A 12,217-nucleotide genomic window follows, 5' to 3' on the forward strand; every position below is an offset into this window, starting at 1 on the left:
GGTTACCGGATTGGATGCCTGTGCTTCGGAGGGCATCACGGGCCTCAGATCTTGCGCGCGGCGGGGCTACCAAAGAGCCCCTCAGGCCGCACGAGAAGAACCAGAACCATGATGAGATAGGGCACAAGCACCGAGATTTCCGGATAGAGATAGACGGCAAAGGACCGACCCAGGCCAATCATCAGGGCGGTGAGGGCCGCGCCCTCGATCTGCCCCAGCCCGGCGGTGGCCACCACGGCAAAGGAGAGCACGATCATGTCCGCGCCCATGCCCGGCAGGATCGACGTGGTCGGAGAGGCCAGCGCGCCGCCCAGCCCCGCCAGAACCGCACCGATCACGAAGGTGAAGAGAAACACCCGGTCTGCGTCGATCCCGATGGACTGTGCCGCCTCGCGGTCTTCGGTGGTGGCGGTGATCAGCTTGCCCGTGATCGTATGGCGCAGGAAAAAGCGCATGCCGAGCAACAGAACCACGGCAATCAGCGGCAACAGGATGAGCTGATAGGCGGTATAGGTCACGCCAAACACGCTGACATTGCCCAAGGCCTGCAAGGCGGAGGAGTTGAAATAGGGCTGCGTGCCCCAGACCAGACGCTGCACGTCCTCGAGGATCATGAACACCGCGAAGGTCACGAGGAGTTGGAGCACTTCGGATTTGTCATAAATGCGGCGCAGGAGGAAATATTCCAGCGGCGCGCCGATCACGATGCCCACGAGGATTGCCGAGACGATCATCAGCGGAAAGGCAAAGGCCGGAGCAAAACCGAGGGCCAGAAAATATCCCACCAACGAGACTGTTGTATAGGCGCCGATCGCATAGAGCGAACCATGCGCGACGTTCAGGATACGCATGACGCCAAAGATCAGAGTGAGACCGAGCGCCACGATGAACACAAGCGCGGCATAGGCGACACCGTCGAACAGGGCGAGAAGGAAGATCGCGAGATTCATGGGCAAGTCCCGGCTGGTTCAAGGACACGGAGAGGGCAATCGCTTGCCCTCTCCGCAATGGTGACAGGCTTGGGTCAGTTCTCGAAGGTATCGACCGTCACGCTGTCGACAAAACCTGCATCAAGCGCGCCGACCCATTCGATCGAGTTCTGCCCGACCGGCGTGGTCAGTTCGTCACCGTCAAAGATCATGATGTTCTGCATCGTGGCAAAGGGATAATTGCCGGTTTGCACGCTGGTTCCCATCAATTGATCTTCGACACCCTGATTGTCTTCGCGCAGAGTGACTGGACGCCCCAGACCCTGAAAGGTCAGACCTTCAAGCGCCGCTAGCAACTGATCCTCGCTGGGCCAATCAACGCTGTTGTCGGCGATGGCCTTTTCATAGGCAGCCTTGAGCGCGGCGATGGCCTGACTGGCGTGGAACACGGGATAGACGGACACGTCGCCGGTCTTTTCCTCGTATTGCGTCATGAAGGCCTTGAAGTCTTCGTCATTGCGGCGCTCGGGGTGGAGGAAATAGTGATCCCCGCGCGCACCGATGATATGGCCGTCGGGGAGCGCCGCCCCAAGCCGCTCGAGCGAGGATTCAGCCAGCGGCAGAACAAAGGTCGAGGTGTTCATCAGCCCGCGCTGCGACGCCTGCTGGACAAAGGTGTCAAGGTCGCCGCCCCAGGAGGTGGACAGGATCACGTCGGGCTGCAAGGCCTGAAGCCGCGAGATTTCGGTGGAAAAGTCAGGCGAGCCGAACTTGGGGAAGAACTCGGCCACGACCTCGACATCCGGCTTCATTGCTTTGAGCGCGGTGATGAAGATATCCCAGCTGTCACGCCCCCAAGCGTAGTCCTGATTGACCACTGCGATGGTCTTGAAATCGGGCTTGGTCTTGAGCAGGTAGAGCACGGTCGCCAGCATTTCCGGTGTTGCGTTGGCCTGTGTGCGGAAGACGTATTTGTAATCGTTCTCTTCAAAGATGCGCTGCGTGCCGCAGTCCCACATCAGATTAGGCACTTGCAAATCCTCAGCGAGTGGTGCGAGCGTCTGGCAATTGCCCGACGAAATTGCCGCCAGCATCACCTCGGCGCCCCCCGATTCCACCATGCGGCGATATTCCGACGTCAGCGCCTCGGCGCCGGCCCCTTCGTCGATGAACGAGATGTCGACCGGGACACCGTTGATGCCACCAGCCGCATTGATATTCTCAATGAGAATCTCGGCCGCATCGCGTGCCGGCACGCCAAAAACCGACGCGGGGCCGGTCAGAAATGCGGTCATCCCGATCTTGAGGCTTTCGGGTTTATCTGTTGCGGCTGCCGCAAGAGGCAATGCAGCGGCCACCATGGCGGCGGCAGCGCGTGTCACGAATAGGTTTTTCATATGTAGTCCTCCCTTTTCAGTTTAGCCAATCAGCGTATTGCGATTGGTGTGATGAACATCTGACGATGCCCGCTAGACTGGCATGTTCCCCATTGTGAGCGGGGCGCAACACTCTTCGACGGGCTGCGCGCCGGGGAGGCAAAAATCCTGTCGGAAGCACCAACGCCCTCCATCAGGCAGCAACCGTCCATGATGACAAAGGATATCATTGATTGGCGCATCATTCGAAGGCCCTCCCATGTGGCCTATCCAAGATGGTAGACCGAGAGCCGAAGGCTCGGCCAATACCTTGACGCTATTCCGGCCATAGGTTCTTACTATCACGGTACAAACCACGACGACAGCGCCTTATAACGCAGATAGGATGGCCGCGGCATGCCGCACGAGCGACCCGCGCCCATGAAGGCCCGCGCCTCAGCTATCAGATCTATACAGGTTCGAAGAGCAATTTACGGGAGAATGACACCATGAAAATACAGGCAGCGGTTCTTGAACGCGATAACATCCAGAGCGATTTCGAGGCGAACAAGGCACTGACCGTGCGCGACGTCAATCTCGAGGGACCCGGACGTGATGAGGTTCTGATCCGCATTGCTGCCGCAGGTGTCTGTCACTCTGACCTCTCGGTGATCAATGGAACCCGTCCCCGCCCCCTGCCAATGGTGCTTGGCCATGAGGCCTCGGGAATTGTTGAAGAGGTTGGGCCGGGCGTCGACGATCTCGCGCCCGGCGATCACGTTGTCTGTATCTTTGCGCCCGGTTGCGGCACCTGCCAGCCCTGTGCCGAAGGTCGTCCGGCGCTCTGCACTCGGGCAGCCAAACATCACGGGGTCGGGGAATTGATGACCGGCCATCGCCACTTGTCGATGGACGGAAAGCCGGTCAATCACCATGTCGGCGTCTCGGCCTTTGCCAGCCATGCTGTTCTCGCTCGCCGCTCTCTGGTCAAGGTCGAGGCCGACATTCCCACGCATATCTCGGCCCTTTTCTCTTGTGCGATGCTGACCGGTGCGGGGGCCGTTTTCAACACCGCCAAGGTCATGCCGGGCAGCAAGGTGGCCGTGTTGGGATTGGGCGGTGTCGGGCTTTCGGCGGTGTTGGGGGCCTTGGCCGCAGGCGCGGCACAGATCGTGGTGATTGATCCCTTTCAATCCAAACTCGATGCAGCACTCAGCATGGGGGCCACCCATGCCGTGACATCAGACGCGCATACCGCGCAGGCCGTGCGTGACATCACCGGTGGCGGGGTCGATTATGCCATCGAATTGGCAGGCTCGGTCAAGGCGCTGGAAACCGCCTATGATTGCACCTGCCGGGGCGGCATGACCGTAACCGCAGGCCTGCCGCATCCCGATGCGCGCATGCCGCTCAACGCGCTCAAGCTGGTCGCCGAAGAACGCAGCCTCAAAGGCAGCTACATCGGCTCGTGCGTGCCGCAACGCGACTTGCCGCGTATGTTCTCGCTGCACCAACAAGGCAAACTGCCGGTGGAAAAGATGCTCACCCACCGCTTGCGCCTCGATCAGATCAACCTAGCGATGGATCAGTTGGACAATGGCACGGCAATCCGACAGGTGATCGAATTCGGTTGAGAGCGGACCGCGAGAGATCATGCGTCGACGCGTTTGCCGGGACACGGGACGGTGAGCGACGCGGACCTCCCTAGCGGTATTCTGCGGCAAAGGTATGGATGACGCGCTTGGTGGATGGTGATCCATCGAGGCACAAGTACCGTGTCAGCTTGTGTGTCAGGATCGCGCCGCTCGCCGGGCAAGTGCGGCGATAAGGTCGGTTCGCGTGACAATGCCGACGATTTTTCCATACTCGACAACGGGTACGGCATCGGTCTCGCCGTCCGCCATCATTGGCAGTAGCGCTCCGATCGGAGTGTTTGTCGTGACGCGGGGAACTGCGACGCTCATGATGTCGCTCGCGGTCATAGGTTTCTCACGATCTCGATCCAATAACCGTCTCAAGGCGGGCAGGTAGCCGCGATGCAGACGCAGCGCGTCTTCTCGGGCTTGGCTGATGAGATGTATCTGAAAGATGACGCCCAAGAACTTGGTATCGGACCCTACGATCGGCAGCGACGTGAACCGATGTTTTCTGAAGATGTCCGCAATCTCGCCAAGCGTTGTATCCGGGAGAGCCGTGACAAGATTACGGGACATGATGTCCTGAGCGGTCAGCGGTCCGGTCGATTGCGCGGCCGCCTGCAGTTCCGCAGCACCTATCAACCGGGCCAGATCCTCGACCCCGAGGTTGAACGATTGGCTATAGCGTTCGAGAATACCTGTCAGTTCGTCTTCCGAAAGGCCGAGACGCTCCGTCGGATTTCGGTCTTCCGTTCTGTGCTTGCTCGGGTCATCGAATTGACGGAACGGGTAATGTCGCCCAGTCAGCCGCGCGTAGCCGGTCGCGAGCAAGACAAGGGCCGTCGTTCCTATGGCAATGGGGGCGAGGGCGAACCAGAAACCTAAGTGTGCGACGGCATCCGGAGACATGGCGGCGGTCATTGCGACGGCACCGGCAGGGGGGTGGAGCGCACGACACAGGATTGTGGCGGTGATCGCAAGACCCACAGCCAGGGCGACCCGCAGGGCGACGTCTCCGACAATTAGGCATACGGCCACCCCGACAAGTGCTCCAACGGTATTGCCGACAATCGCGGACCATGGCTGCGCAAGCGGGCTGTTCGGGACGGCGAAGAGCAGGACAGCCGACGCACCAAAGGGCGCGACAAGGTATAAACCCAACGCCAGATCAATGTTTGGCGACAAAAGGAACAGCCCCGTCAGCCCCAATCCGATCAGCGCCCCAAGGCCCGCCCGCAGGGCTTCGATCCCAGAAACCCTAGGGACAGCGGGACCAAGTGATCTCAGAATATGCAAATTCGCGGCTCCCCTACCAGATCCGCGCAGACTTTCACCAGTTTGCGAAATGTTCAATCAATCGACACTGATTGGCACCGATTGTTTGACCTCTTTGGCAAGATCAAGGGTCGTGAAAAGGATAGACGCGCCCGAGGTGAAACCCTATGCGGGGTTCATGACAAGCACGACCTCCGTCCCCCCGCCCACCGACCGCATCCTTGCAGGTGTCGCTCTGATGCTGGGGTTTTGCGTGACCGCCCCCCTCTTGGATGTGGCGGCCAAGCTCGCGTCCACCAGCGTGCCCGTAGGACAGATCACCGCCGCGCGGTTTATCGTGCAATGCGCACTTATGGCGCCGTTTGTCTGGATCATGGGGCTGTCGTTGCGCGTGCCACGGGAGCAATGGCTAGCACTCCTGTCTCGCGCGGTGCTGCTCTTTGGCGCGACCTTTTGCTTCATCGCCGCAATCCGGGTGATGCCGCTGGCCGATGCGCTGGCAATTGTCTTTGTCGCCCCGTTCATCGTGCTGTTGGTGGGCAAGTTCTATTTGGATGAAGATGTCGGCCCGCGCCGCGTGGGTGCCGCGATGGTGGGCTTTGTTGGCGTCCTCTTCGTGATCCAGCCCAGTTTCGCGGCCTTTGGCGCCGTGGCACTGTTTCCGCTGGGCACGGCGGTCGGATTCGCCTTCTATATCCTCGTGACACGCGGCCTATCGCGACGGGTGCATCCCGTGACCCTGCAATTTCACACCGGCCTCATTGCCAGCCTGCTTTGCCTGCCGGTGATGATCTTGGCCGAGGGCACGGGGATTGAGATGCTTGATCCGGTCTGGCCCGAAGGAGTTGCATGGGTCTGGTTGCTCGGGGTCGGGTTTTTCGCGACGCTAAGCCATATGATGATGACCTATGCGCTCTCGCTCGCCCCTTCAGCCACACTTGCGCCTCTGCAATATCTGGAACTGCCAGTGGCGACATTGCTCGGCTATCTGGTGTTCCGCGATTTCCCCAACGCGCTCACGCTCACGGGCATCGCCATCATCATCGGCGCGGGGCTCTATATGATCCACCGCGAGCGAGTCACGGCCCGCCAATTGATGACCGAACGCGCCGCGCCACCGATCTGAGGTGGCATGGCTCTGAGTGAGTGGCAGAGCATGCCTGCCGCACCTCTTGGTATGTTAGGACGACGTATCACCGGCTGGTTCGACAGGAGCAAACTGCTTGGCCGCATCAAGACGTCAGGCATGCCTCGATCATTCTCACCCACTCTGCGGCTGTCTGGTAGCCATGCTTCGCGCCAGTGCGAGGAACGCCGCGACGCCAGCAGAAGGGTTGCGACGCCCGGGATAATATAAGCAGAAGCCGGCGCGGGGAGTGGTGCGCGTATAAACGGGTGAAAAGCTTGAGCATGAAGTTCCCGAACTTCGCGGGGTCGACTCGGGTCACCTTGCGCCGTTTCACTACTTCGGCGTGCACGACGATGTGGATTACGCGCAGATCCCCTGGCGATCCGGTCAGTTCGATCCGACTGCGCTGGACGCAGCCTTAGCAACCGAAGCGCGGGCGCTGAACGCGCTGGAGCAATACCGTAATCGCGCAAGGGGCGCCGCAATCGGCTTCTGCTGCTCCATGCGCCACGCCGACTTTATGGCGGACTATTTCCGCGCCGCCGGGCAGAAAGCCGTTTCAGTCCATTCGGGCCAAAGCTCAGCACCGCGGGCGAGTTCCTTGGCAGCGCTCGGTCGCGGCGAGATCGATATCCTCTTCGCGGTCGACATGTTCAACGAAGGCGTGGACGTGCCGGAAATTGGTACCATTCTGATGCTGCGCCCAACTGAAAGCGCGATCATCTGGCTGCAGCAACTCGGCCGTGGCCTGCGCCGCGTCGAAGGTAAGGTTCTGCAGGTCATCGACTACATCGGCAATCACCGCAGCTTCCTGACCAAGGTCGCGACCCTTTTGCAGGCGGGCGCAGGGGATCGCTCGATCTCGACCAAGCTGGAGGCGCTTCAAGCCGGCGAATTCCAGATGCCCCAAGGCTGCGAGATTACCCACGAGCTCGAGGTCATCGACATCCTGCGCAATCTCCTCCGCCCGAAAGAGGGCGCGGCTAAGCTCGAAGCCTTCTATCTCGACTTCCGGGACCGGAACGGCATCCGTCCCACCGCGGTCGAAGTTTTCCGTAACGGTTTCGATCCCCGCGCTTCCGACCACGGCGGCTGGCTCGACTTCGTACGGGACATGGGAGACCCATTGCCCGAACGTCCCTTCGCCACCCACGGGCGCTTGTTACGCGAGATGGAACGGACCAAGGGTTTGTCCCGCGCCGCCTTGACCGGCTTGCGCGACGTGGTAGCCGGACGGCAGCCGAGCGAAGGAGCGTCAGAGCTGGCGTTCAACCCGCACCTGGCGCAGGGCAGCGACAGCTTAGGGCTGGCGCGACCTGACGCCTCCGGCGAATTGGAACCGCTTGTGCGCGAGTTGGTCGAATGGCGCTTGGCGGAAACGCCCATCGTGCGCGAGGCCGCCGAGGCGTCCGCGACCTTTGTCGCCAAGCCACAGGCTCTGGAGCTTTGGCAGCGCTCTTACGTGCCTGAGATCGCCGAGTTCTTTGGTGAAGAGTACAAGCAAAACGTCTGGCGCACCGGGATGAAGGCGCTGCCCGAAAAGAAGACCATGATCCTTCTCGCCAATGTCTCGACCCAGGACCTGACCTACGAAAATGCATTCCTCAGCCCGTCACGGCTGAAATGGTTCAGCCAGAACCAGACGCGGCAGGACAGCAAACACGGCAGGATTATCAGTGGTGAGGAAGGTCATGAAGTGCATTTAATCATCCGGCGCGGTAATAAGGTGAATGGAAAGGTCAATCCGTTTATCTATTGCGGACAGCCTGAGTTTATCAGTTGGGAAGGTGAATAACCGATTGAGGTGCGATGGGATTTGACTTCGCCAGCGCCGCGAGAGTTTTGGGTCGAGCTCGGAATTCCAAATCAGGATTAATTGCCTAGAAGAAGCCAATTTTAGCGTTGCCACTTAGGCACAGGAAGACATCGGCATATGACAACCACGGAGCGGCAAGGACTGATTTCGCGTTTTCTCTCCCGTACCGGCGATGCCGATCGAGAAGAGAAGACGTCCGAAGCGCCGTCCCCGCACGACCATGAAGCCTGGGGTGACAATGCAACCCGCTCTGTCAATGGCCTGGTCAAGTCCGTCCTAGAGGAACCGCGCTGCCTAATCGTGACGGGTTATCAGGACTTCCTATCCTCTCTGACCATCTTGCTCGAAAGGGTCGATGACCTTGGTAAACGACCAGAGGGCAGCATTCGCATTGTCTTTGGTTCCAAAGCTGAAACACGACAAGTTTTAGGTGGCGGCGGCCGGTCCGTGGCCGAAGAAGCACGCCAGCATTTTCTGGGCGCAAGGGGCTTTTCGCTTGTTGATTTGGCAGACCTGCGCGCGGTTCTTGCAATGGACGCAATCGAGCGTGGGACTATCCAATTCCGAACTTTCGATCCGGAACTCGCTGAAACCAAATTGGGACGCAGGCCAACGATGCTTCAGCGAAGCTCTTTGTAGGCGAGCAAACTGCGCTTTTGGGAAGCGCTAATCTCTCGATTAATGGTCTTCGCCGCAACCTGGAAGTCATGGACGATGCCAATACCTGGCCCGACCTTGCTAATGTGCGTCGCGCGGCCGCCGAGCAATATTGGGAAATGGGGCGCAACTGGACTGAAACGGCGTTGGAAATCCTGCGCTCACTCATCTGCCTTGTGACGCCTGAAGAAGCTATAGCCAGGACGGTCCACGAGGCCACCAACTTCACGCCCTGGCGTGTCGCCGGCGAAACCAGCGCAGGACGTCCCCCTCAACCCTTCCAGGCCGATCTTGTCTATGAGGCAGCAGGCACGGTCGGTGGGATGAACTGCCCTCCCACCAAACCGTGGGCATTGTTGCGGGCATGGGTGGAAAAGAGGAGCATTCCGATGGATATTAAAGTTTTGAACAGTGATCTGGGCCGTCACTTGAATTAGGACTTTGTCTGATCGCAATCATGCTGATGGACCATCTCTGCGGCCAGGTCGAGGCCTGCGCTCGGGCAGGCTCAGTCTGTCAAGCGGTCGAATTCTATAGAAAACGTCGAACCCACGCCCAGTTCGCTGACATAATCGATGGTGCCGTTGTGGCGCTCAACGATCTGCTTGCTGATGTTCAGGCCAAGGCCGGTACCACCGACTTTACGCACATCGGAAGAATCCACTTGGCTGAACTTGCCAAAAACGCGGTCCTTGGCATCTTTCGGAATACCCACACCCTCGTCATGGACCGAAATGCGGATGCGGGCGCCAAGAGCTTCCACGCGCACCCTCACCGTACCGCCCTCGTCGGAAAACTTCAGGGCGTTTGACAACAAGTTGTTCATCACTTGGATCAGGCGGCTGCGGTCACCCAAAAACCGGCAATCTTCCTCGCTGTGGATGGTCGTGACTTGGATGCCGAGCTTTCCGGCATAACCTGTGGTGGATTCCACGGCCTCGTCCACCAACTCGTTGGCATTGAGGGGTTTGAAATGGAACACGATCTCGCCAGCTTCGATCTTTTGCAGGTCGAGCAGGTCATCGATCAAGTTAGCGAGCCGATGCCCGTTCTTGGCCGCGATGCCGATGACGTGCTTGAGCTTCTCGGGCACCTCGCCGAGTACGCCGCTGTTTACGAGGTCAAGTGATCCCATGATTGAGGTCAGCGGTGTGCGCAACTCGTGGCTGACCGTGGCGAGGAACTGCGACTTGACTTCCAAAGCAGCCTTGGCGCGTTCGTTTTCCTGCTTGATCAGTTGCATCTGTTGAAGCCGCTCCTGGTAGCTGAGGTAGAACTTCGCTGATATGTCACAAATGAAGTAGAGCACGAAGATGATCGTGAAGAACTCCAACCAGATTGGGGAGTTAAGCGGTGGGAAATAACGAAACACGTCGAGGAACGCGATGTACAGAAACGCGAAACCGTAGATCACGAGACGCAAGAGCAGGATGCCGATCATTTGACTATTGTACATCGCTGCGAAAACCGACGCACAAAGGAGCAAGAAGCTCGGCGTCAGATGCCCGCTCGATGTTTTCTGAACTGCAGTACCGACGATAAAGGCGCTGATCGTAATCGCACTCAGGCCTGTGTTGATAGTGATCCGCTTGAGGATTTTCCCGCCTACCACCGCGTCTTGACCATCCCAGCCGAGGTACTTTCGCGCAAGAGCCATATCAAGCAATTCGATAAGAGCTACGGCGCTGTAGAACGCAAGGATTATAATGGGATCAATGTAGAAAAGAGCCAATATGGCCGCAACAAGATAGCTCAATTGCCGCTTCCAGACGAGCTGGTCGGCAAGGCGCAGGTAGTCCTTGATACTTTGTTCTTGACCGTCCGAGTTGAACCAATCGCCCCGGGTCGCCCAAACTGTGTTAAAGTCCTTCATGCCTACCTCTGACGCAGGTCCGAGGTTAACGCTTATAGCGAAAATGTGTTGAAAATAGACCACTCTCAAGGCGGGATGATGCTTTTCAATTGCGAAAATTGCAAAGCTTTATGACCCTTAGATATTCGTTGGGAGCCATGCTTCAGCCCACATTGGAAGCCGACTGCGCTCCGTCGCCTGTCTAAGGCGCCCAACCACGCGCAGTCAGGCCGCCTCGGAACGGCCATTCTTGGAAGCGACATAGACCCCCGAAAGGTCCGGAAATTCAATGTTGGATTGCGGGATCGCGTCAACCGGACCGAAAATCGGAGTGCGCGCCAGAACCGCGTCGCGCTGTTCCCGAACCTTGGCTGTCAGAAGGTGGATAGGCTTTGCCAACCCAGGGTAGCTGCGCGGTTCCAGCGCCGGTTTATAACCAAAGTAGCGGCGGTAGAACGCGGCATGCTCGGCACGCACCGGCGCAAGGCCCAGATCGATATCGTAGAAGATTATAGCGAGACATGGGATGCGCAGTGCTAAAAAATGCAACGGCACGCGCTGTTTGCGGGCCGCAGGATCAATCACAAAGCGGGTCGAATCGAGCGCCGTCTGTCCGCGTTTGATGTCCTCCAGAATCTCGGGAAACACCTCCAGCGTCGGTGATGTAAGCGAGAGCTTGGAGATCAGGTGCAGGCGCACCGACGCCAACATCTTTCCATCCATTTCAACACCGACGTGGACGCAGTTCTCCGTCTCGTCGAATGCGTCGGACATTATACCGCGTTCGTTCTCGGCGACCGATCGTTCGGCGCGATAGCATTTGTAGCGCAGGCGATATACCTCCTCCAGGTCCTCGCTCTCGGTCAGAACCCTATAGCGCGCGTGCTTCAACGCATCGATGGCTTGCTCGTTCATGATCGCTCCTTCCAAGCCCGCGCGACTACAGCTTTGCGCGACATACGAGGAGGTCGCTGTAGCCACGATAAACGCAGTCCTGCCTGAGGATTTCGAAGTCCGCTGCGGTGGCTGCCGATGCAATCTCTGTCTCGGTGTGCGTCCAGTAAGCGCCGTTCTTTTGTGCCTTGAAGATAGCCTTGTTCTGCTTGGCGATTTCTCGTCCCTGCCAAAAGACCCGGAGTGTGCCTGCCAGCCCATGTTCTTTTCTCAAGTGGGAGAAAAGGTAGCTGCGCCAGTCGGCCACGTTCATGTAACGACCAAGATCAATCAGGTAGAGCAAGCCGCCCGGCCGAAGCAACCGACGCATGTCGGCAAGCCGCTGCTCTGGCGCGGGCATCGCGTAAAGCGCGTGTACGCAGATGACAAGATCGGCCGTGCCAGGGGCATCGATGTCTTCGAGCGCAAGGCTCTCATAATTGGTATTGCCGTGCGCTGCCAGTTTGGCTCTCGCCAGCTCGATCATGCCTGCGTCGGGTTCGACGAAGTGGATCTCACTGCCGGGGCAGGCGCGAGCGGCGATCTCGGCGTAGTTACCGGTGCCGCCACCAATGTCATAGATCACCTTCGGTGTCTCTATTGTTTGAAGGAAAGCCTCGAAATCGCGCAGCAG

Annotated in this window: 11 protein-coding genes; 5 read left to right on the plus strand and 6 right to left on the minus strand. The window is 58.8% G+C overall.

Annotation, left to right across the window (positions count from 1 at the left end):
• Nucleotides 1-44: 44 nt before the first annotated feature.
• Together ACSSVY_RS16965 and ACSSVY_RS16970 are read right to left on the minus strand one after the other, a co-directional pair.
• On the minus strand, nucleotides 45-950 hold the full coding sequence (locus ACSSVY_RS16965; RefSeq protein WP_454270753.1) for a branched-chain amino acid ABC transporter permease: 906 nt from the start codon (nucleotides 948-950) through the stop codon (nucleotides 45-47).
• Between the two features lie 74 nt (nucleotides 951-1,024).
• Nucleotides 1,025-2,326: an ABC transporter substrate-binding protein gene (locus tag ACSSVY_RS16970; RefSeq protein ID WP_454270754.1), complete on the minus strand. Its 1,302-nt coding sequence runs from the start codon at nucleotides 2,324-2,326 to the stop codon at nucleotides 1,025-1,027.
• 467 nt (nucleotides 2,327-2,793) lie between these two features.
• On the opposite strand from ACSSVY_RS16970, the gene ACSSVY_RS16975 reads away from it, so the two are divergent.
• The gene (locus tag ACSSVY_RS16975; protein ID WP_454270755.1) at nucleotides 2,794-3,918 is read left to right on the plus strand and encodes a zinc-dependent alcohol dehydrogenase family protein; all 1,125 of its coding nucleotides are present in this window, start codon (nucleotides 2,794-2,796) and stop codon (nucleotides 3,916-3,918) included.
• 156 nt (nucleotides 3,919-4,074) lie between these two features.
• Here ACSSVY_RS16975 and ACSSVY_RS16980 read toward each other — a convergent pair whose 3' ends face one another.
• Complete coding sequence (locus tag ACSSVY_RS16980; RefSeq protein ID WP_454270756.1) at nucleotides 4,075-5,217, minus strand: HPP family protein; 1,143 nt, start codon at nucleotides 5,215-5,217, stop codon at nucleotides 4,075-4,077.
• Between the two features lie 157 nt (nucleotides 5,218-5,374).
• Between ACSSVY_RS16980 and ACSSVY_RS16985 the strand changes: the two genes are divergently transcribed.
• From ACSSVY_RS16985 to ACSSVY_RS17000, 4 genes are all read left to right on the plus strand, one after another.
• Nucleotides 5,375-6,322: a DMT family transporter gene (locus tag ACSSVY_RS16985; RefSeq protein ID WP_454270764.1), complete on the plus strand. Its 948-nt coding sequence runs from the start codon at nucleotides 5,375-5,377 to the stop codon at nucleotides 6,320-6,322.
• A 346-nt stretch (nucleotides 6,323-6,668) separates the two neighbouring features.
• Nucleotides 6,669-8,120 carry a DUF3427 domain-containing protein gene (locus tag ACSSVY_RS16990; RefSeq protein WP_454270757.1) on the plus strand — a complete coding sequence of 484 codons (1,452 nt, stop codon included), beginning with the start codon at nucleotides 6,669-6,671 and terminating at the stop codon, nucleotides 8,118-8,120.
• Between the two features lie 138 nt (nucleotides 8,121-8,258).
• The gene (locus ACSSVY_RS16995; RefSeq protein ID WP_454270758.1) at nucleotides 8,259-8,780 is read left to right on the plus strand and encodes a hypothetical protein; all 522 of its coding nucleotides are present in this window, start codon (nucleotides 8,259-8,261) and stop codon (nucleotides 8,778-8,780) included.
• Between the two features lie 68 nt (nucleotides 8,781-8,848).
• Nucleotides 8,849-9,235 carry a hypothetical protein gene (locus ACSSVY_RS17000; protein ID WP_454270759.1) on the plus strand — a complete coding sequence of 129 codons (387 nt, stop codon included), beginning with the start codon at nucleotides 8,849-8,851 and terminating at the stop codon, nucleotides 9,233-9,235.
• 71 nt (nucleotides 9,236-9,306) lie between these two features.
• Here the strand turns inward: ACSSVY_RS17000 and ACSSVY_RS17005 are convergent, their stop codons facing one another.
• The 3 genes from ACSSVY_RS17005 to ACSSVY_RS17015 form a co-directional block, all read right to left on the minus strand.
• Nucleotides 9,307-10,671, minus strand: a complete 1,365-nt coding sequence (locus ACSSVY_RS17005) for a sensor histidine kinase (protein ID WP_454270760.1) — start codon at nucleotides 10,669-10,671, stop codon at nucleotides 9,307-9,309.
• A gap of 204 nt (nucleotides 10,672-10,875) precedes the next feature.
• Nucleotides 10,876-11,565 carry an N-acyl amino acid synthase FeeM domain-containing protein gene (locus ACSSVY_RS17010; RefSeq protein WP_454270761.1) on the minus strand — a complete coding sequence of 230 codons (690 nt, stop codon included), beginning with the start codon at nucleotides 11,563-11,565 and terminating at the stop codon, nucleotides 10,876-10,878.
• A gap of 25 nt (nucleotides 11,566-11,590) precedes the next feature.
• Nucleotides 11,591-12,217: class I SAM-dependent methyltransferase (locus ACSSVY_RS17015; RefSeq protein WP_454270762.1), on the minus strand; the 627-nt coding region annotated here is incomplete at its 5' end.

This window comes from Roseovarius sp. MBR-51 (assembly GCF_053628575.1).